The 22,909-nt window shown below is 36.5% G+C and carries 14 protein-coding genes, 1 tRNA gene and 1 other RNA gene; 4 read left to right on the top strand and 12 right to left on the bottom strand.

The features are described 5' to 3' along the window. The first annotated feature begins 92 nt into the window (after window positions 1-92). A complete protein-coding gene (gene dnaJ / locus IJF99_RS00280) occupies window positions 93-1,235 on the top strand; it encodes a molecular chaperone DnaJ (protein WP_292790488.1) in 1,143 nt (380 codons plus the stop codon). A gap of 245 nt (window positions 1,236-1,480) precedes the next feature. Here the strand turns inward: dnaJ and IJF99_RS00275 are convergent, their stop codons facing one another. The 3 genes from IJF99_RS00275 to IJF99_RS00265 form a co-directional block, all read right to left on the bottom strand. Continuing rightward, the gene (locus IJF99_RS00275) at window positions 1,481-4,927 is read right to left on the bottom strand and encodes an Ig-like domain repeat protein (protein WP_292790485.1); all 3,447 of its coding nucleotides are present in this window, start codon (window positions 4,925-4,927) and stop codon (window positions 1,481-1,483) included. A 189-nt stretch (window positions 4,928-5,116) separates the two neighbouring features. Next, complete coding sequence (locus IJF99_RS00270) at window positions 5,117-9,562, bottom strand: right-handed parallel beta-helix repeat-containing protein (protein WP_292790482.1); 4,446 nt, start codon at window positions 9,560-9,562, stop codon at window positions 5,117-5,119. 106 nt (window positions 9,563-9,668) lie between these two features. Beyond that, entirely contained in the window at window positions 9,669-14,423 is a 4,755-nt protein-coding gene (locus IJF99_RS00265) for a cobaltochelatase subunit CobN (RefSeq protein WP_292790478.1), read from the bottom strand. Between the two features lie 270 nt (window positions 14,424-14,693). On the opposite strand from IJF99_RS00265, the gene IJF99_RS00260 reads away from it, so the two are divergent. Continuing rightward, window positions 14,694-15,533, top strand: coding sequence for a DUF1002 domain-containing protein (locus tag IJF99_RS00260; protein WP_292790475.1), 840 nt, complete (start codon window positions 14,694-14,696; stop codon window positions 15,531-15,533). Between the two features lie 52 nt (window positions 15,534-15,585). On the opposite strand, the gene dmpI is transcribed toward IJF99_RS00260, so the two are convergent. Beyond that, on the bottom strand, window positions 15,586-15,771 hold the full coding sequence (gene dmpI, locus IJF99_RS00255) for a 4-oxalocrotonate tautomerase DmpI (protein WP_292790473.1): 186 nt from the start codon (window positions 15,769-15,771) through the stop codon (window positions 15,586-15,588). Between the two features lie 80 nt (window positions 15,772-15,851). Continuing rightward, complete coding sequence (locus IJF99_RS00250) at window positions 15,852-16,976, bottom strand: MFS transporter (RefSeq protein WP_366931229.1); 1,125 nt, start codon at window positions 16,974-16,976, stop codon at window positions 15,852-15,854. A 193-nt stretch (window positions 16,977-17,169) separates the two neighbouring features. Here IJF99_RS00250 and IJF99_RS00245 point away from each other — a divergent pair, with 193 nt between their 5' ends. Beyond that, window positions 17,170-17,568, top strand: a complete 399-nt coding sequence (locus IJF99_RS00245; RefSeq protein WP_292790470.1) for a helix-turn-helix domain-containing protein — start codon at window positions 17,170-17,172, stop codon at window positions 17,566-17,568. A gap of 9 nt (window positions 17,569-17,577) precedes the next feature. On the opposite strand, the gene IJF99_RS00240 is transcribed toward IJF99_RS00245, so the two are convergent. The 7 genes from IJF99_RS00240 to IJF99_RS00210 all read right to left on the bottom strand — a co-directional run bounded on the left by IJF99_RS00240 (window position 17,578) and on the right by IJF99_RS00210 (window position 21,712). Further along, window positions 17,578-18,408 (bottom strand): SDR family oxidoreductase, encoded by an 831-nt coding sequence (locus tag IJF99_RS00240; RefSeq protein ID WP_292790467.1) that lies wholly within the window; start codon window positions 18,406-18,408, stop codon window positions 17,578-17,580. 101 nt (window positions 18,409-18,509) lie between these two features. Beyond that, window positions 18,510-19,295, bottom strand: coding sequence for an ABC transporter permease subunit (locus IJF99_RS00235; protein ID WP_292790464.1), 786 nt, complete (start codon window positions 19,293-19,295; stop codon window positions 18,510-18,512). Further along, the gene (locus IJF99_RS00230) at window positions 19,288-20,184 is read right to left on the bottom strand and encodes an ABC transporter ATP-binding protein (RefSeq protein WP_292790462.1); all 897 of its coding nucleotides are present in this window, start codon (window positions 20,182-20,184) and stop codon (window positions 19,288-19,290) included. Before IJF99_RS00230 ends, IJF99_RS00235 begins: the two co-directional genes overlap by 8 nt. A 132-nt stretch (window positions 20,185-20,316) precedes the next feature. Then, window positions 20,317-20,598, bottom strand: an RNA gene (gene rnpB, locus IJF99_RS00225) — RNase P RNA component. Between the two features lie 20 nt (window positions 20,599-20,618). Next, a tRNA-Met gene (locus IJF99_RS00220) sits at window positions 20,619-20,693 on the bottom strand. A gap of 90 nt (window positions 20,694-20,783) precedes the next feature. Continuing rightward, a complete protein-coding gene (locus tag IJF99_RS00215) occupies window positions 20,784-21,296 on the bottom strand; it encodes a hypothetical protein (protein ID WP_292790459.1) in 513 nt (170 codons plus the stop codon). An 8-nt stretch (window positions 21,297-21,304) separates the two neighbouring features. After that, window positions 21,305-21,712 (bottom strand): hypothetical protein, encoded by a 408-nt coding sequence (locus tag IJF99_RS00210; RefSeq protein ID WP_292790456.1) that lies wholly within the window; start codon window positions 21,710-21,712, stop codon window positions 21,305-21,307. A gap of 96 nt (window positions 21,713-21,808) precedes the next feature. Here IJF99_RS00210 and map point away from each other — a divergent pair, with 96 nt between their 5' ends. Further along, window positions 21,809-22,726 carry a type II methionyl aminopeptidase gene (gene map / locus IJF99_RS00205; RefSeq protein ID WP_292790454.1) on the top strand — a complete coding sequence of 306 codons (918 nt, stop codon included), beginning with the start codon at window positions 21,809-21,811 and terminating at the stop codon, window positions 22,724-22,726. Window positions 22,727-22,909 lie beyond the last annotated feature (183 nt).

Raw genomic sequence — 22,909 nt, 5'->3', positions numbered from 1 at the left:
ACAAATCAGAATCAGAATCAAAAAAATAGTAAAACTAACAATTAAAATAAAACTATTATTTATTCTATATTTATTTTTTTTAAGGTGAACAAATGGCAGACAAGCGAGATTATTATGAGGTTCTAGGCGTGGACAAAAACGCCGATGAAAAAACAATTAAAAAAGCTTATCGTAAATTAGCCAGGCAATACCATCCGGACGTTTGTGATGAACCAGATGCGGAAGATAAGTTTAAGGAAGTTAGTGAAGCTTACGCTGTCTTGTCTGATGATGAAAAACGTCAAAGATATGATCAGTTCGGTCATGCCGGAATGGATGGATTTACAGCAGAAGACTTCTATCAAAACGTGAACTTCGAAGACATCTTCCAGGGATTCGACATCGGAAACATATTCGACATGTTCGGATTTGGAGGAGGTTCACGCTCAAGGGCAAGGACCGGCCCTCAAAGGGGATCCGATATCTACACCGAAGTTCCGATTACACTTGAAGAAGCATTCAACGGCTGTGAAAAGGAAATCAAAATCACAAGAAGCGAATTATGTCCGACATGCCACGGTTCAAAATCAAAACCAGGATCAGAACCTGAAACATGCAGCACCTGTGGCGGAACCGGTCAAATCAAAGAAGTCAGCAACACATTCCTGGGTCAGATGGTGAATGTGCGTCCATGCAGAGAATGTGGCGGAACAGGTAAGATAATTACAGACCCGTGTGATGACTGTCACGGTAAAGGAAGCAAAAGAAAAACAAAAACAATTAAAATCGAAATTCCCGAAGGAGTCAATGAAGGCAACCACCTAAGAGTATCCGGTGAAGGAAACTGCGGTGAAAGGGCAGGCCTTGAAGGAGATTTGATTGTAACCGTCCATGTGAAAAGACACAAGAAATTCACCCGTGAAGGCGACCACTTATACATGGAACAGCAAGTCAGCTTCCCGCAGGCAGCATTGGGTGATGTTTTAAGCATCCCTACCATTGAGGGAAAAGAGGTTGAATTCAAGATTGCTCCCGGAACACAAAGCGAAACAGTCTACAAATTAAGAGGCCAGGGAATGAATTCCGTAAAGCACAACGGTAGAGGAAACATGTATGTGACTGTCAAGGTTGTAGTTCCGAAAAAATTAAGTCAAAAACAAAAAGATTTACTTAATCAATTCGCTGAGATAAGCGGAGATGAAATCAAACATGTTGAAAGAGGACTCTTCGACAGGGTCAAAGATGCAATGAAGTAGATTAGTTTTCACTAATTTACTTTCCCCCCATTTTCTTATTTTTAGAGCCAATTAAATTAATAGATAAAACTTATTTTTACTGAATTATTTAGTGGCAATTTAATAATTCTTAATGGTCTTTGTTAAAAAATATGTTGCACCTAATGAAATATAGATGAATCGGATAAAGTTTGATATTTTAGAAAAAATTAGTGATTCAGGCGTTGGTCATTAAAAAATAAAAAAAATATAGAGATTAAAAATCTCTATTTGACGGTAATTTTAACTGATTTTGCAACTTTGTTGTAAAGGTTATTGCCGGCGAATGTGACCTTAGCGGTGTATTTGCCTTTTTTGGTTAACTTTTTAATCTTAAAGATAGCTTTACCTTTAGCGTTAGTGGTGGCCTTGTAGGTTTTACCTTTAATTTTTAAAGTGAGTTTAGCCTTTTTAATTGCTTTACCTTTACTGTCTTTTAAAGTTACAGTGTATTTTTTGGTTTTAACTTTTGCTTTGTAAGTCTTTTTAGCAGCAGTTAATTTGGTTGCTTCTTTTGTGACTTTGATAGTTGGAGTTGCAGTGGATGCTGCATATTTATCATCGCCATCAAATTTAATGGTCATTTTATAACTGCCCGCTTTTGTTGCAGCAACTTTGTAGGTTACTTCACCTTTAGCATTGGTAGTTGCAGTGGAAGTCTTACCATTGAATGTAATGGTTACTTTTTTACCTGCCAAAACATTACCTGAATTATCTTTTAAGACAATTTTGTAGTTGGATCCTGATTTGGTTGCAGTTACTAAAAGTGATTTGTTAGGAGCTGTGAAAGCAGTAGGTTTTTTGGTTACAGTAATCATTGTTACAATTGATTTAAATCCATAATCGGAATCACCATCAAATTTGACTGTAGCGCCATATTCATCAGGGACCAAATCAATATCAAATGCTGCATTACCGTCGAAATCACTAACAGTGGTGTAAACTACGCCATCAATTATCAATTTGATGGTTTTGTTTCCGACAGGTTGACCATTTTCATCTAAGACTTTAGCTATGAATTGGTCAGCACTTCCATATACTTTAGTGAATTCATCAGCAACTAAAATAACTTTTATGTATTTATTTTTAGTCTCAGGATTTCCAGTGGCGTTGATATTACCTAATCCAATAATAGCATTGTTACCTGCACCATTACTACTTAATAAATCGTTATTAGTAATATTACCACTATTATCACCTAAAACAGCCGCATAATATCCTGTGGTTTCAACAACATTATCAATAATAGTAAAGTTACCTTTTGCCACTTCAATACCAGTAGTATCGGTTCCCATATTGTCCCAAATAGGTAAATCACCTTCATTGGAAGCGGATGAATCAATGGTGTTTTCAACAACTGTTAAGTTATTAACATATGCTCCAACACCAATGGTGTGGTTACCTTTAACTTCAATATTGTTTTTGTATAAGATAGCCTCATCACCACCAATTTCTACACCTACAACATAATATGCCTCACCAGAAATGTTATTATACCCGATCAAGACATAAAGGTCTTGGCCGTTCATACCCGCATAAATAGGATAAGCACTGTTTGGAGCGGTTACATTAATATTATTAGCCACAATAATACCTGAGGCCGGACTTTCAATGTCAATACCATTAGCATAATAATTTGAAGTTGATGTAATGTTATTATTAATGATTTCAAATTGGTTTCCGGATACTTTAAGAGCATAGATGTATTGATTACCTTTTACATTAATCCTATTTTCAGTTATTTCTGGGAAATTTGAATTACTTATATCTATAGCCCTGATAGTATCAAAGTAACCTACAATATCTCCGTAAGAAACAGTGACGTTATTATTTCCAAATACTAAATCTTCAATATAATCAAATACAATACCTTCAGCAATAATCTTTTCCTCATAAGTTGGAGCAGGACCGTAAATTATATCCGCTGCCGGAATTACAAGATCAAATTCATTATTTTGGACAACTGCCTTAGTTTCAAAGATATAAACACCATTTGTAACAACTTGACCATCAGTTTTGCCGACGAAAGTGATGTTATTTCCAGTCATTGCTAACATGCCTATTTCGGTGACTTTTACTGCATAATTATCCAAATTTCCACAAGCAAATACGCCAATGGTGTTGTTTTCCAAAATGACTTCAAAATCATTTTCATTCTCTCCAACACTGATAACACCAACACAAGAAGACGCAATCTTGTTGTTTTTAATGTCCGCACTACCTAATGTTGAAATACCAGCAGATCCGGTTTTTAAAATTGGGTCTCCACTACCAAATCCTTCATTATTACCTGAACAGATGATAATGTTGTTTTCAATGATTGCTTTACTGGAATCTGGTTTGATACTTGCAGCAATACCATAAGTAAAGTTACCACTTGTAAAGATGTTATTGTTTTTGATAACTGAGTCAGGCTGAGCGATTTCCATAGCACAAGCAAGATAGGAATTGACTGAAATATTATTGGATTCATAAGTTACGTTACTAATTGCACCATACATTTGCCATGCGTAAATACCGTAGGAAGCTGTAAGTTTTGAGGTAGGGGCATTTAGAGTGATGTTGTTGTTTTTTACAATACCGTTGGAAGCCGGTCCATCAACACTAATACCATTAGTATAATATTCCTCACTGGAAACCTCGATTTCATTACCTGAAACCTCAAATTGGTCAGCTGACACTTTAATCGCATACATACTATTATGTCCGGCACCTATGATTTTATTGTCCTTAATTTCAATTTTTTGACATGGGCCTTCCATTAAATCGACCATGTAATCAGAGTATACGGCAACTACATTGATAGTGTCATAATCTCCTCCCACTTTATTGTATCTGATATTTACTTTATTACCAATAAATTTAACATTATTACAGTAATAGAATACAATACCTTCAGACATAGGGGTTGAAGCATATGTTATTTTATCATAGCCTATTGGAATTGAAGGCATTTGAATATCAAAAGTATTTCCCTGAACTGTAATGACATCGGAAGGTGCAAAGTCATAATCTTCATCATAAGTGTTTCCATTTACACGGATGACATTGTTTTTCTTAGTTTCGTTAGTGCCCACATAAGTAATGTTGTTATTAATTATGTCCAATCCGAAGATTGGGGCACTGCCCATTGCTTCTTCAGCACCTGCAAAGATTGCATATGCATCATCATCACCAGGGGCGATGAATGTTATATTGTTGTTAGATAAAGTAATGTTGAATATATCGTCTTCGCTGATAATCCATATTAATCTGGAATGTTGATTGTCTTCATCTGTCACTAAATTGAACCCGTCAATTGTAACACCAGATTGACTAATCATGAATTGGACATTTTTAAATGTTGCACCGTTACCTGTGAATTTAACAGGATTATCACCTGCAATTGTGATTGCTGAAATATCCAGTTCGCTGAAATCTCCTTCAAACACCAATTCATCAGCATCTGAAGTCAGTTTTCCAGTTTCATCAAAATAATCTCCAAAGTTATCCTTGGTTACTACATTAATTTCAGACAGTTCATCTGGACTGTCCTCAACTGTTAGCACATCATCTGTTACTTCCCCCTCTTCAACTGCAATAACATCGTCATCCACGGCAACAACATCATCTGCTGCAAATGTTGCGCTTACTGACAATACCATTACAAAAAGAAGAAGTAATGAGATAATCATAGTCTTTTGTTTAATATTTTCACCTCTTAAAATAAATTAATATGATTAAAGTCTGAAATTTTTGACAGTAGTTTAATAAATTGACTACATTTAAAATTTATGGTAATTAAATATATTTAAAAGTTATTAAAATGAAATTGAAAAAAAAATAAAATGAGATTAAAAAAATAGAATAAAGGTATAAAACCCTTATTTTTTAATTTTAATAGTGTTTTTAATTGTGCAACCACCGTAACTTGAAGTTATAGTAAATTTACCTACCTTTTTCAAGTTTTTAATAGTCACAGTAGCTATGCCTTTTTTATTGGTTTTGGCAGTGTATTTTTTACCCTTAACCTTGAAGGTCACTTTTTTATTCTTAAGGACTTTGCCTTTTTTATTCACTAATTTTGCAGTGAATTTGACTTTCTTGCCTTTTTTGGCAACGACATTTTTGGCGGTTAATGTAGGCTTGAAGGTAATCTTGTTTGACACCTTATCCCCATTGTACTCTGAAGTAATGGTGTATGTTCCGGCCTTCAATTTCAAGGATTTGGTTGCATATCCATTCCTATCAGTGCTGACCTTATAAGTTTGGCCATTGACTTTAATGGTTACGACCTTGCCTGCACCGACATACTTGCCGTCAGGTCCGACAATGCGCACCTTGTATTTTACGGCATTTCCATAATACACGTTATAGTTTTTACCTCCAAGTATGACCGGCATTACAGTGACATTAACAGTGCTTTTAGAGTCATAATACTCATTATCGCCGGCAAAAGATACTGAAATTGTATATGTGCCTCTGGCCACCGCAGGGAGTTTGACTGATCCTGATGAATCGGTGTTTAGATTATAAGTTTTTCCATTAATGACAACAGAAACGTGTTTATTAGCCAACAAGTTGCCGTTTTTATCTTTCAGGGTAGCCAAAACGCTTCCGGCATAAACTTTTGAGTTTACTGACATGCTAGTGAAGGTTAACCAATACGCTGTTAAGTTAGCATAAGCGGATGTTGATTCAAAATAATACGGATTATTGACTTCAGCTAAAATTTGAGGGTTTTCACCTTCCGGTTGTGGTATTTTAGCTGTCAGGATTGCAATGCCCATTTCATCTGTGGTTGCCTTTCCGACATATTGTGATCCCAACTCATCAATTACCCAAAAATCGACAAGAATTCCTTTAACGCCATTTCCTAAAATATTTTTGACAATGGCTGTGTATTGAGTGTTTCTCGCAATGGCCCCAGTGACATTATCAACAGACAGTGACAATTCACCATCTGCAATGTTTACCATGTTTTGGAATTCTGTAACCTTATAATTCTCCTTATAAACTTTTACATAGAACATATAAGAGGCAGGGGTGTAATCTTCAAAATTATTGAAATCATATACGAATGTTGCGCTTCCGTCGGATATTACTGTAGTATTAATGATTTCATAATAATCATCGAGGAATTCGATTTTAGCCCCATTTAGGTTGGAATCGTAGGTTGTAAATATGAATGTTCCATTCTCGAAGTATTTGATGCTTACATCTGAAAGTCTGCCGACCACCAAATGCACATAATTATCTTTTACAGTGTTATTTGCAGTTGAATTCACTGCATCATTGCCTGTTCCATTACCGGAGCATAGATAGTTGTTTGAAATTGAATTATTACAAGCAACGTCATCAATTATGATGGCATAACCTATTGTAATAGTGATATTGTTGTCGTCAATATAATTGTTTGTGGAATAAGACCTGAGGTACAATCCTGCATCTCCTCCAACGATCACATCATAGTTTTTGGTGGAGATATTCTTTAATTCAAAGTCTTCATCGGTTATGACAATCAATATTTTGTTTGAATTGATTTGATTATAATTGCTTATGGACATCACAATTCCATATGACTGTTTGGCTGTGATTTCAAGGTCATTATTTACGATTACATTATAATCGGAATTAAATGATTCAGTACCGAAAATTTCCATGCCGTAAACGATTTCTGAACTTAATGTGATGTCATTATTTTCAATATTGGAACTTTTAGACATTTCCAGTGTAATACCATATGAGACATTATTGGATTGAGCGTTGATGACATTACCACTGAGAGTTGTGTTTTCGGATGAGGAACCTACAATTATTCCTGTAACGAAGTAAGTGCCTTCAAGCAAAATGTTATTATCAATGAACTTATTGTTTTCAGCTCCTTGACCTTGAGGAGCAATCATTGTAGTGTAATATCCTAAAACACCCATTCCATAAATGTAATTGTCATTTCCCCAAACATGGACTTCATTATTGGAGAATACATTATTGTGACTGTTATAATACAAATCGATACCCACTATTGAGTTGGTGGAATTGTATGTTGAGTAAGTTTGGTTTAATTTGGATGTTACGCGAACTTTATTTCCTGAAACGACATTGTCTGAGGAATAGACCATCAATATACCATAGGTCCTGTAAACTTCACGCAATGTGTGACTTCCTGCAACTGAATTGCCCTCCAGGCAAACGCTACTTCCTTCTGGGCATACCTCATTGCCTTCAGGACAAACACTACTTCCTTCAGGACACACAGAACTACCCTCTGGACATACCTCATTGCCCTCAGGACAAACACTATTACCTTCAGGACACACAGTATTGCCCTCTGGGCAAACCTCATCTCCATCAATGCAGTGTTCAGGTTCGAATGTGTAAAGCTGTCCGGTACCATTTGTAAAAATGGTGTTGTTAATAATATTAGAATCCACTATGCTATTCGCTAGGATTGTATAGGTCAGATAGTTTCCTTCAGATGAGAGAGTGTTGTTGATTATATCTACCTGACTTGATTCCAAAGCATAAATTGTATATGCCGCATTCGGATCGTAAACGCTGATTGTACAATTGACAACTGTTGAAGCGGTTACCTGATAAATGAGAACTCCCCATGCGTTTACTCTTTCACAGCGATCGTTTAGAATAGTCAATTTTTCAATCCAAACACCATCGGAAGATACTCTGAATGTTGTATTTCTGAATATTGGGTTTGCTCCGGTGACTTTAACAGCCTTATTCAAATAAATGTAATTATTTGAAAATTCGCCGGAGAAGTATAAAATGTCCCCATCGGTAATATTTGAAGTTAATCCTCCATTAGCGTCAATATAATCTCCAAAGTTGTCTGGAGTAATCTGATGGGTTTTTCCATTAAATTCATAATGATATTTTGAAGGGTCATATTCCCCTTTCGGATCTTTTATTCCTGAAGTGCCTATAATGGTATTTCCTTTAATGGAATAATACATTGAAGCATCTGCTTCTGAAATATCAATTGCAAAAGCATTAGTGGTATTAATAGTGTTTCCGGTTACGGTAATGTTACCCGGCATTTTTTTAGCGCTTAACCTTTGGATTAAAACGCCAACACCAGATTGGGAAGTGATATTGTTATTCAAAACAAATAAATTGAAGAATTGAGTTTTGTAATTCAAAACACCTGCGCCAGCAGTTGTGAAGATTGTATTGTTCCTTATGATGATATTTGACCCTTGCGGTTTAATTCCAACACCATTTCCATTGCTTACCTGAACATAATTATCCTCCACAATGGAATTGTCTGAAGCCACAATTCCGCCACCTGTGGACAATACATAAGCATTTATTATCCTATTATTTCTGATAATGGAATTTGCTGCACATACGATTGCACCATCCCCGCCGACAGGAATGTCAGGATGATTGAAATCGGCACCGCTTATGTTAATAATGGTATTATCAACAATGGTACTGTTTTGTCCACCGCAAATACCTAAATATGCGCCGATAACCCTATTCTTTTCTACAGTGTTGTTTAAACCCATCAATTGAATACCATAAGCCCAGGAAGTCGGCAAAACATTATATTTAATGGTATTGTTGTAGATAATGTTGAAATTTGAATTTCCCCCTTTTAGAGGCCCTCCTGCGAAACTAGATAAGTATATTCCATTCGCATCATCGCAACTAATATAATTATTGGCAATATAATTATAGTGTGCCCCGCTAACAAGGAAAGGCGGGGTTGACCTGGTTCCGTGACCGTATGTGATTCCATAAGCATTGAAGCTATTATTTTCTACATGATTGTAATTGGCGCCATTTGCAATACAGACCGCATAGGATGATGATCCGGTGTTATTGATAAAACAATTTTTTATAACACAATTGCTCACCCCATTCAGGAATATTCCGTAGGTTGCCTGCTTTGTGTTCATAATTGTCAAATCTGATATAACACATGCAGAAGCCCCTCCGCTAAATGTCAACATACAATTGCTTAATTTGTAATTCTCTAACCCCTTAACATTCAAAGGCTTTTTAAAATTAAACTCCTTGTCTACAAAATTGTCTCCAAGTATGATTGTATCTCCATCCTGAACATCAGATGAAATCAGATCCCCCTTGGAGTTAAAGTAGGAAGCATAATTTGAATATGTGACGGTATGAGAATTAGAAGCTATAATATCATCACTATCGGAACTGGAAATCTCTTCCGATACACTTTCTTCTAAAACAGCTTCATCATCACTTGCAATAGTGTCATTAAAATCATCGGCAGCGCTTACGGCCCCGACAGACACTAAAAGTAATAATAAAACCAATATAAAATTAATCTTTTTTATCATGAAATTACTCCCTCATCAATATGATTTAATATATTATTATGTTTGGAAGTAAAGTATATTTAAAAATTTCTAAAATTTAAAAAAATAAAAAAAAGTTGATGATTAATTAATAATCATCATATTCATCTTCGTCGTTTCTCCAATATCCTAAAAGGAATATTGCTATCAAGACAATTATTGCAATGATAACAAATATCGGCATGCTGGATTCTGTTGCGCTTGCTGATTTTGCAGCTGATTTGTCGGATAACTCATATGCTTTTGCACCGGAGTCTCCTGTAGCACCTGATGATGCTGAAGCGTCACTGGCGGATTTTGCATCACCGCTTTCAGAAGCGTCTGCACCGACAGCAGTTCTGCCGCTGTCATGACTGCTTGACTCGTCATTGGATGTTCCATTAACCAGCTCATGCGCATTTGTATTTCCTGCGCCCTCGTCACCTGTACTGGATGCTTCGTTCTCTTCCATCTGATATAGCGGATCGGTATTGGTTGCTTGAGCCAGTATATCTGCGAACTTCTGCTTTTCGGCAGGAGTCAGGGAGCTCATCTGGATAAGCATTGCATTGAATGCGAGGTTTTTACATGTGTGGTGACAACATGCAACACCATATTTGTTTACGTTATCCATGTACTTGTCAACTAAATCCTTATATGTTTTCATATCAGCTTGCCAGGTTCCCTGATTTGCAAGATAAATCATCCATGCAAGGGAAGTCTGATAACCTGCCGCAGTTGTAGCGCTGTTGACATAGCCATCCATGCCCAATAATTCATTGGCCAATTGGGTACCTATTTCCTTGCCGAGCTTGTTGTCACTTACTGTCAAACCACCAAACATGTTTTGAATTCTTGCCGCATAGGAATTCATTCCTGTTCCACCACCTGTAACGAGCGGCATGTAATATTTAGGGTTCAATAGCATTGTTCTTATTTCAAACTCGATTTCCTCTTCATAGGTCCTTGAAACATAATTGTTTTTACTTCTTATATCGACAAATGCTGTGTCAGGCCTTTCCTGTCCGGACTGCTCCCTCAATATATTGGCTGCATTGTACAATCCTCCAAACCAGTCATAGTAATCGTCTGAATCGAACAGTCTCCATGTACTGTCAAAGTTCTGAGTAATCAAATCAGTTTTATTGAGCAGATAAATGAAGTTATCCTTTTGATTTGTTATGACGAGATTGCCGTCATCGTCGATTGTCCATGAGTAGGATACTCTTGAAAGATATACGTCCATTGCAAATTCATTGACGGTGTCGATGTCCCAGTCCGCAGTATTCGGAATGAGAGTTGACATACCGGTTCCCTCAAGGACATTGCCCGGAAGACCGAACAATCTGTCTAGGGAAGGGTTTTCATTGTAATGCTTTATTACGTAATTGTTGCTTTCATCTTCACCGGGTGCAAAGGCAGCCAGTTTTGTGGCAGTCAGCATCCAGTTCAACCAATCCTTATTGCTTGTAACGATACTTGCGAATACGTCAATTCTTGGCCTGTTTACCACGCTTCCGTTAGATAACTTGACTGTCAAATCAGATAATGGAAGCCTTGTAACGCCAACCACCTTGCCGTTGTCAGCCCATACGGGTTTGCAACCAAGGAAGTATAGGAATTCCGCTACACCAATTCCTTCTGTTCTGGAAATTTCTGTTCCCCATAAGATGAGGGAAGTTAACTCAGGCCATTTGCCGTGTTTCTCATAATACTCGGAGAGCAATAGGTCAACGATTTTAACGGCTGATTCATAAGCTGACTCGGAAGGCATTCTTGTCGGGTCGGATGCATATCCGTCATATCCTGTAGGGATTGAATCACCGTAGGAAGGATCTGCAAACAGACCTGATTTGACATAACCCCCTTCGAGAGCTGTCAGTATTGCATTCCATTCATTGTTGTTTTGAATGTTAACGATCACCTGTGAAGCATAGCCTGTTGAGTTATATAACCCTGAGCCTATCGGAATGCCGTATTTTTCTGCAAGGTCACTTGCTGAAGAGCCGTTTACCAGATCTGTTACATAATCAATCAGGAACTGTTTGATGAGACTTGCCTGAACTATATAATTCAGATTTCCTTGAATATCATCATAGAAGCTTTTTCCTGCCAGTTCAGGGTATAGGAATTCCATGATATGATTGTAGACCTTGGTCTGTGAAGTTGTAATTGTGATTACCTCTTCGATGAGCTCATCACCGGTCAGGATTTTTCCTATGGTGTGCAGACCGTAAGTGATGAAATCGTCCTCCATAGCTTCAAGGTACAAATGCAAGTCATCCAACCATTGCTGGAAGGTTTCACTGCCTTCAGTGAAGTTTCTAAAACCTAATGTAGGAGCCAGTTTAAGGATTTTGGCCTTGTATTCCTCTGCATTGGAAGATACGTTAAGGTTCATCTGATCCTTATAGTATGTTATGTAATTGTTCAATACTGTGTAGTTGCCGTATAAACCTGATGTAACCATTGCAGGAGTCATGTGTGTAATCAATAATGCCGCAATCCTGTCTCTTGCAACCATGGCCTCTCCAGGGTTTGATACAATATATGGATATAATGTCGGGTTTAATGTTAACTCAAATGTCCAGTCGCCTTCAGCGGCACCGAGATTTGTGCCCGGCAGCCATTCAAGTGTTCCGTGAGTTCCCATATTCACAATTGCATTGACCTTTGCGGTTTTGTCCAGCCATTTGTAGAATGACACGTAGTATTGTGTTGGAGGCAATGTCAGGTCGTGGTAATTTTCCACGGTTTTGAGCTCCTCCCAACCCCTACTTGGCTGGAATGTGATGAAGACCTTGCCGAACCATATTCCCGGAACGACCATGTACTGTTCATCAGTGCCGTTGTATACCATTGAAGGTCCGAGACCTGAACCCCAGTAATCGGTCATGTTCTTGATCAGATCCATTGGAATGTCCCTTATCAGATTACGGAAGTCACGGGTTGAAATCAGCTGATTGTGCTTGACCAGTTCATCATAATTGTCTTCAACGTATTGCCTTAACAATCCGTAAGCCCATGAACCCTTGTTTCCCATCTTAAATATGATTTCCTCAAGTTCAGGTGCTGTCATGATGTTTCTGATGTCTCCGCCCGTATCATAGCCCAGTTCATATAGCTTAACGATCAAGTCATATGTTGATTGGGTTACATTCAAATAGGATGCACCAATCTCGGCCTTGCCCGGCGGATAATTATACAACACTATTGCGATTGTCTTGTCTGAATTGTTCAGATCTTTCAAATCAGCCCATCCGCAACTCAACTTAACCATCTTATCAACACCGGACTGGATAACATGAGTCTTACCCTCACCGTCGACGTATGATAAGATTACAGGGCCGTATACCCCTTCAAAACTTGGATAGGTTACTGCATATGTCCATTCGATTTGAGGACCCAATTCTGAGTTGTAGCTGTATTCGGAAATTTCATTAACACCTTTAAGTACAGCCAGGTCCATTTCGGATAAATCCGGTTCGGCAGAACCGTTTGCATAACTTAAAGACCAACTATATAATGAAGTAACTGTTGAGATTCCGATTGTTGAGGAATCGGTTATCCTGTTTAATATAGAAGACATGGACGGAGTGGTACTTGTCTTGAATATGTTGAAGGCAGGTCTGCCACTGGCAGCATAACTCCTAATTAAAGCGTCAACAACATCTCCACCACAATAGTAAGTAGCGATAGCTATCAGTTTTTTATCCGGATTCAATCTGGTTTTATAATCGTTTTCAAATCTGTTGAACAGTTCCTGCGGATTTAAGGTGTGTTCAACCCAGTATTCATATTCCTCCTTCATCCAATTAAGACTGCCGTCAGATGTTTTGGTGTATCCCGGATTGGTTGCAATCCATTCATGTATCAAGTTTGCTTCAGGTACAAGAGTGTACATTCCCAAATCGGGATGATAAAAACCGCATTCAGGGCTCATCAGAGGAATACCGTCTTCACTCAGTGTAGGATTGGAATATTTTGCAGGCTCGATTAAATGACAGACATAATCGAAATAGTTCCTCATGTTTTTCAATAAAACATCTGAATTCTGGATGTCCTCCGCCTGGAAATAAGATCCTATGTAGGTATTCTCTATTGTATCATAACTGTTGTTGCCCGGACTGGCGCCGATAATGTGCAATCCGGTTGCATTCAAGATTTCCTGTGTGTAAGTACCGAAGGTATATGCGACCATATAATTTATATTTGCCGGCGAATTTGCCAAAAGCTGCTTTAGATATGAAGCCGTAAACCTGTTATACGCTGAATTTTCAGCAAACATGTCAATATGGATATAATTTGCATATTCGGCCAGCCATGCTCTTGACTCGTCGAAATTTGTAGTGCTTATGTATGCAATCCTTTTTGACATGTTCATCAATACGTCGACCTTTTCGTTGTGGGAGGAATAATCCACCAACAGCAATATGTCCGGAATGAACATTACATCCCTGATATCCAAAGTAGCGCCCTCTTTATTTGACAAATCAATATCCTTCAAGAGAATCGGATTATATGTAGAGTATGTGAGTTCTATATTGTATTTTGAAGAACCGACATTGGTAAATTTTGCAATACCTTTTGAATTAGTGGTTTGAGTATTAATTAGGTTATTTGAAGAATCATATAATTTAACGGTAGCTCCCGCTAATGCAAACCCGTCTTCGCTCCATGTTTTGCCTGTTTCATTAAATGAATCGTAAACGTGAACATTAATTACATTGTTGCCCGCTTCAAGGGCATCCTCATCTGATTGAGAAGACAAAACGTCCGGAACATCTGGAATCTGCGTCACTTCTTCTAACTCGCTTGGAGCACTCACCACATCAGACATTGTTTCATTTGTCTCTGCAAACACCCCACTTACAGAAAATAGAAGCAATATAGAAAGAATTAATGCGAATACTAATTTATTTTCACTGCTTTTCGTATTTTCACCTCCTTCATGCCCAATTATGAAACATAGCAAAAAAAATTTTACTATATTGTTAAATTTGATTTGAGAACATATAAAATTAACTAAACTTACTTAATATTATATAATTACTAAAATATAATATACACAAAAAAGATACATTTAAATACTTAAATGACTAAATAAAGTTTGCTATTATAAAGAGGTGATAATATGCGTAAAACTATAATCATATTGGCTTTAATCCTCATAGGAATGCTCATTCCAATAGGATTCGCCACAAGCGACACACAAGTAGTTATAACCTATGGGGAAACTACTCAGCACAATGCAGACTACAAAAACATCGTAGATAATTTCTTTGTAAACAATGCAGGCATTGACTTAAAAAATGTCAATTCGAAAATAATCACCGCAAGTGATGTAAATAAGATTTCAAGCTCAATAAGCGGAAAGACTTACTCATCAAACCAAATATTTTCATCAGCACTTGTTGATTTGAATGACAACGATAATCTGGAAGTGACTGTTGACAAATCCAAAATCACAACAATAACCGGGGACATGTACTTATCCGCTTTAAAATCAGCAGGAATTACAGCAGGACATGTTTACGTAACCAGCCCAGTGACCGCTACCGGAGAATCCGCCCTTGCAGGAATCATGAATTCCTATGAAGTAGTCACAGACGTTGAAATTCCTGAAACCGTAAAAGAAGCGGCAAACAATGAGATTTACACTCAAGCCGAAATCGTCAAAAACTCAGATGTCGATCCGGACGAGTTATCCGATTTGGTTGACGATGTAAAAGAAGAAGTGCAGGAAAACAATGTGACAGATCACCAAACAATCGTGAACATTATCAACAACTACACCATCATCAATAACATTAATATTACAGACAGCGACATAGAAAACCTTGCAAACAGTATTGAACAAATACAAAATGTTCAAGGAGATATAAACAACTATCAGCTCGAAGTATCAGATATCCTAAACGGAACTAATGTTGATGAAGGTGCACAAGGATTTTTAAGCGGATTATTCAATTAATAATCCCCTTTTCTTTTTTTAAAAAAATAGAATCAATGGAAAAAAATTTCCATTATTCCTGATTGCTTAAAAGAACTCCGCCCACACCGACATTATCTGCTTTTCTTTCATTGAATAGAACATAGATCATTTCTATTGGTAATCCTGTTACTCTTGAAGCGGATTCGGAAAATTCTTTAGCTAATATTTCTTTTTGTTCTTTTTCTAATTCTACAATATCAAAACTAATTACTGGCATTTTTTACCTCCATGAGTTTATACTCATGACAATACTTTAAATTAAGCACATATAAGTTTACTGTGGCATCAATGCCACCATCAATTGCCAATCCCATTATCAAATTCATGAAAAGAACTTCTTGAGGATAACCAAACCATTAAAGCCATTGCAGAAATTGCAATTGCACCAATCATGACATATGACCATCCTCCCATGGCCCATAAGAACGATGCTGATGCACTTCCAACAGCTCCAAACAGGAAATTATTAACTACAAAAACCGTATTCAATCTACTGCGTTCCTCATCGGATAAGGCAAACAGTCTGGCCTGGGATAAAACAGAAATCCCCTGCACGCCGATTGAAAGTGTAGCTGCAATAATTATAATCGCTATAATGGAATCTGAAAAGATAAATCCGCAAACCATGGTTATAAGACAAATCAATATGAACACTCCAAGAGCAGGTACGCTTAAACCTTTATCCTGTAGTTTTCCTATTCCCAATCCTGCTATAGCTGCAACAAGACCCGCTAAGCTAACAAGACCTATTTGGAACGTGTCATAATTGAAGGGTGAAGCTGACAACAGGAATGTTAATGAAGTCCAGAATATATTGAAAACCAAACCAAAAATCAATCCGCTATGAAGCAAAATTCTTACCAGAGTACTATGTCGTTTGAATGTAGTGAATACGCTGAATAACAGCCCTTTATAGGATTCAAGTTTATTTTTCCTTGGAATTTCCGGCAAGACATATATCATGACTAAAGCCATCACAAGGTTCAATACGGCTGCGATAATGTAGACTGACCTCCAGCCCCATAATCCTGCAATTATTCCGCTGAAAAATCTTGAAAACAATATTCCTGTAGTTATTCCAGAGGATACGATCCCAACAATATGACCTCTTTCCTCATCTCTGCTTAAATCGCCGGCAAGAGGCAAAATAATTTGCCCAGAGATAGTTACAATACCCATACTGAATAATGATAATGCCAATATTATGAATGAGGGGGATAATGCACATGAAATCAATGCAATAATTGACAATGTCATTACAATGGCAATTAATCTTTTTCTACGTACAAAATCACCTAACGGAACAATAAACAAGATGCCTATTGCATATCCGATTTGAGTAGCTGTTACTAGGAATCCTCCGCTGGCCGGAGAAAGTCCGAACCCATTTGTAATCTGTACGAGTAATGGCTGAGCCCATATAAATTACCAATTGCAAGACCTGAACATATTGCAAATAACCCCGCCAATAATGTTGTCATCCTAACTGTTCTGTTTTCACTTTTCATAATACCACATTCCATTAATGTAAATCTAATAATTAATTCTATTTAAAGATAAGGTGGCATCAATGCCATTGAAAAAGTTAAAATGCATTTAAAACTAACAATTAAATATGGATGAAAAAAAACTCAGATATTATGAGAGAAAATATGAAAGAAATCCTGTTGAAGATGCAATAAAAGACATAAGCAACAAATGGACATTGCATATTTTAAGAGACCTGTTTTTAGGAAAAAGCCATTTTAATGAATTTCAAACAAACAGAAAAACATTAGACAACAAATCATTGACCAGATGTTTGAAGACAATGGAAAAGAACGGGTTGATTATGAGACTGACAGAAGATGACGAAATCACTTACCACCTTACCGAAAAAGGGCATTCCCTGAATAAGGTATTTTATGAGTTATTGCTCTTTGCATTGAATAATGATAAGAACAACGAACATTATAACGATTATGAAAAAGAAGAATTGAAAGAGATGTATCTTGATATTCTGGATTTGAAATGAATATTCAAGTTATTTCTCCGGTTTCAATTCGCCATAAAAATAAGATGCGGTTGCACCGCCATCAATCAGGTAATCAGTTCCTGTTATGAATGCTCCCTTATCTGACATCATCAGTTCCGCAACATTTGCAACCTCATCCGCAATTCCGGGCCTTCCTGCAGGAGCCTTGGCGAACATGTTTTTGTAAAAATCCCCTCTAGGACCATTGAATTCGTCCAAAGCAAGCGGAGTCACTATAATTCCTGGTGATATGGAATTTACTCTTGCTCCTCTTTTCGCCCATCTGCATGATTCATACATTACCCTTTTTTCATTGCATCTTTTTGCAAGTTGATATGCGTGCAATGTATCACGGATGTTTTCCTTTTGAAGAACTTCCAAATCCAACAGCTCTTCTGTTGGAGTGGTGGCCAATTGTTCATCTATTTCAGCTCCAAGCTGTTCCATCCTATGGCCTGATTGTGAAGAAATTGTCACACCTACACCATTTTCCTTGATTACTTTACCAACCTCTTCAAGAAGCACTGCAGTCCCGTATAAGTCAACTTTAAGAATTGCTTCTATTGGAGCTTGTGACGGGGATACGCCTGCAGCATTGATGAAATATGCAATTTCCCCATATTTTTGAGCTTGAGAAATAAGATTTAAAATGGATTCCCTCGAAGATATATCGCATTCAAAGATTTCTGTATCATAACCGGCTTCGGTCATTATTCTTGAAACGACTTTTGCGTTTTCTATGCTTTTATCTCCAATTACTATTTTTTTACCATGACCAATTCTCCTGGCAATTGCCATTCCTATTTGGCCAGCCCCTGTTAAAAGTACTACATCATTCATGAAAATATTTATGAAAAAATAAATATATAAATGTTTACTATCGCAACAATTATTTTAAATATCAATACTGCTTCACACAAAGGGTATCAAATCACTGAAGATTATAATGGCAAATCCTTTCTTTCAAACCATATTATACCAATAATATACAATATTATTCCTATTAAAGCCATTATCATGAATTCCTGACTATATCCACTATTGTTTACTATGTTTGAAGGATTGAACAACGTATTTAATGTAAAATATTCAAGAAATTCCAGGGAATCTGATAATTTGATGAATAGGCTGATTACAAAAAACATGAGTGGCAATCCACCGCCTATTAATAGGGAATTTTTAGATGTGTTGAATATGCAGGATGAACAAAAAGAAATTGAACTTATTGCGAAATGGTATAAGAATACTCCGAGATTAAGCATTAAAAAAGTATCCACGTCCAAAGCATCCGGCTGAAAAGCATTGGCGGCAGTGATTCCGACTATTGTAGCAACACCCCACATTACCATTAAAGACAAAATCAAATACAGCGCACTTGTAATTGTGAGTTTATGTCTGCTCATGGGAGTTGATAAAAAGCTTGCCATGCTTCCCCTATCCACAGGTTCGGCTATCATCCTATTTGCAACGACGATAGAATAAACCATTGGGAAAATAATTGCCATTAATGCATAGAATGAATTTGACATGAAACCTATTAATGTGCCATTACCTGTCAAGATATTTGAAGCAATGGTGCCCTTTGTAGTATTGCTTATCCCACTAATTGTTTCAGGTGTGAAAACGTTGCACATGACAATTAAAAAAGCACAAAGTACAAGAGTGAATGCCGCTAAAAATTTAAAGTTAGATTTGACGAGATAACTAAAATACCTGATGCTAAACATTTTCTTCATCCCCATAGAATTTCATGAAATAATCTTCCAAGGTATGTTTTTCCTCTTTAAGAAAAAGTAAGTCGCAAGAAGACAAATTGGAAATTAGACTGTTGATTTCCTCGTCTACAATTGAAATTATGGCCTGATTCTTATCTGCTTTGAATACGTCACTTGGATATAAATCTCTTATTTTGTTGAAATCGTTTTCATTTTTGAATTCTATTTTATATGTTTTATTTTTAGTATGCCTTAAATCGGCCATCACAACTTCCTTAATGAGTTTACCTTTTTTAAGGATGCCCACCCGATCACACAATTTGCTTATTTCCTCAAAAATGTGTGAGGATAAGATTATTGTCTTGCCTTTCTGCTTTTCTCTTTTTATCAGATTAATGAATTTTTCTTGCATTAGAGGATCAAGACCGCTTGTAGGTTCATCCAAAAGCAATATCTTAGGATCATGCATGAAAGCCATTATAATTGCAATCTTCTGCTTCATGCCTTTACTCATGTTTTTAATTTTCACTTGAGTATCAAGTTCAAAATATTCGATTAATTCATTTGCATAACTTAAGTCATTAGTTTTTCTGAGTTTATCGATTAATTTCAAATATTCGATTCCGGTCATGTCTTCGGGCAATGCAATTTCACCCGGCAGATAACCAACATCTTTTTTTATATCAGTCTTATCCTTCCAGCTGTCCAAATCATTGATTGAGAGTGTTCCTGAATCAGGTTTGCTGAATCCCATCAAATGTCTTAGGGTTGTTGATTTGCCCGCTCCGTTTGGTCCCAGATAGCCATATACTTCCCCTTCTTCGACATGTAAAGAAACACCGAAAACGCCTTTTTCATTACCGTAATCCTTTGTAAAGTTTTTAACCGTGATAATTTGCATTTTATCATATTCCTTTTAAAATGAAGATTAGTGAGCATTGCTCCATTATCTGCTTATTAAATAAAATTTATTATGTTAACTTATTTAAAAATTACCATATTCCATAAAAAAAAGAAAATAATTAATATTTTGGCATGTTAAGAGTAACCCACATTCTGTTTTTACAGCATTCATCTTAGCGAACTACCTTGCCTACAACAAATGATTATCGGCACCTTTGCTCTTGCATCCTATGGAATGGCCGTTTCACCGCTTCTTTTAATGTCCTCAATTTAATATCATCGTCTACCATTAAAAGCCGTGTCGTTTCTGCTCCAGAGTCATACTTCTCAGTATACGTTTTTCAACGCCATAGTCTTGTTTGATGTGCGGAGTTTCCTTAGTTAAAATAACCAGCAGCTGTCTTCAACTTGCCAAAAAATATTAATTAAAAGTAGCAGGGCCTAGATTTGAACTAGGGATCTCGGGGTTATGAGCCCCGCGGGTTCACCAGACTACCCCACCCTGCTATGCACAAAAATAGTAATAACTAATACTAATTATGCAAAAGATATTATATAAAGTTTTCGTAAAAGTGAAAAAAAATCAAAGAAAATAAATTAATTATTTTCTAATGATTCAATTCTCTTATCCAAATCATCCAATTTCTCCTGGGTGATTTTCTGGAATTCTTCAGATGATTTTTTGAATTCTTTATAATCTTTTTCAAGTTCATCTACATTGCTAGTGGTCTCAGTGAATTTAGCTTGAAGATCATCTAAATCATCAGTGGTTGCTAAAGACCAGTCTTTAATCAATTCATCACTTTTAGCATCCAAAAATGCGTCGATTTTGTTGGAGAATGCATCAGTGTTGATTCCGGACATGTCGATATCGCTTAATTTGACTTTTATTCTTTTAGTCATTGATTCGGATTCTTCTTCATCAACATCACTGTTGACTAAATCTGAAGGGTTTCCACCTAATACTTCATCCATATGTGCATCGGCACTTGTTGGAACGTAATTGCGTATTTTATCGATTGTAGATGGACTGTTCAATAAATAATAATAAATTAAAACTACAATTGCAATAATCAATATTATTACAGCAATCGCTTCTGTAGCATCCATTTTTCCACCTATTTATTCATCTTTTGAAGTTTAGCTTCTTTCTTCTCAATTTCTTTGAGCATTTTTTCTAATTTTCTTTGTTCAGTTTCAGCTTCAAGTCTGGCTAATCTTTCATTAATTTCAGAATGAAGATAACCTACACGGCTTCTAGCTTCAGTAGTGGATTGCCTAATAGCTGAAAGACTGTCTTGTTGCTCTTGAGGCAATGGAATTGGATTGTCCATTAATCTTTTAGATTCAATGTCCTTTTCTACCATGGACATTTTTTTAAGTTCAATTTCCTTTTCAAGCAATAAAATTGAATTTTTAGAGTTTGCAACACTTTTCCATTGTGCAACTACGATAATTACTACAACAGCAACAATGATTAAAACAATTAATAAAAATGTTTGGTCAGGTATTGTAGAAACAACCATCTTTTAACCTCCAATTTATATATAAATTGTAATACAAAATATTATATAAACTTTATCAATTAAATATTTAATTGATTTAAAGGATGGTAAAAATTTATGATTGAATCTTATATTAAATCTGGAAAACTTACTTCTAAAATTCGTGATGAAGCTTCTAAAATGATTAAAGAGGGAACTTTGGTCATTGATTTGGTTGAATATGTAGAAAATGAAATTTTAAAATCCGGAGCGGAAATTGCATTTCCATGTAATGTTTCCTTAAATGAAGTTGCCGCCCATTACACTTCACCAGCAGGCGATAAAACCATGATACATGCTGGAGATATGGTAAAATTGGATTTGGGTGCAATGATTGATGGATATATTGCCGATACTGCAGTAACAATCATAGCTGATGGAAACATTGATGAAAACTATACTCAGGATGAAATAAACCTGCATGAAGAGATTGTAGAAGCCTCAGCGGCAGGTCTTGAGGCTGCAATTGCAACAGTCAGAGCAGGAATTGAAGTTTCAAAAATTGGAGCTGCCGTTCACGAAGCAATATCAGAATACAAATTAAATCCTATTTTTAATCTGACAGGACACAGTCTGGAACAGAACAATCTGCATGCCGGAATTTCAATACCTAATTATGACAATCACGACAGTTATGTTTTAGATGAAGGCCAGGCGATTGCAATAGAACCTTTTGCAACAAATGGCGAAGGGATTGTCAACGATGCACCAGGACATTACATTTACTCCTACATGGCAAACAAACCTTTTAGAATGAAAAGCACTCAAAGAGTTTTAAAATACATTCAAAGCAACCATAGATTCGTTCCGTTTTCCGGTAGATGGATTACAAATGAATTCGGTGAAAGAAAAGGAAACATTGCCCTGAAACAACTATCAGATGCAATGGCAATCTATCCATATGCACCGTTACGTGAAAAACAGGACTGCTTTGTAAGTCAAAAGGAACATACAGTCATTGTAGAAAAAGAAGGTTGTACAGTTACAACAATTTAATTTTTAGAAGAGTTAACTCTCTTCACTATTTTTTAAAAAAAAGAGTCTGTAAAATTTTATAGGCTTATTTGATTTTTATATGTTTTTGTGTCCAATTTTGCATTTGGAAGTCTAAGAATGTCAGAATTCCTTTTTTAGTTTTGTATAATTTCTTTATTATTTCTGGATTGGTTTGTCTGTAGT

It is taken from the genome of Methanobrevibacter sp., assembly GCF_017406825.1.
GTDB lineage: Archaea > Methanobacteriota > Methanobacteria > Methanobacteriales > Methanobacteriaceae > Methanocatella.
This window is presented reverse-complemented; position numbering and strand designations above follow the sequence as displayed.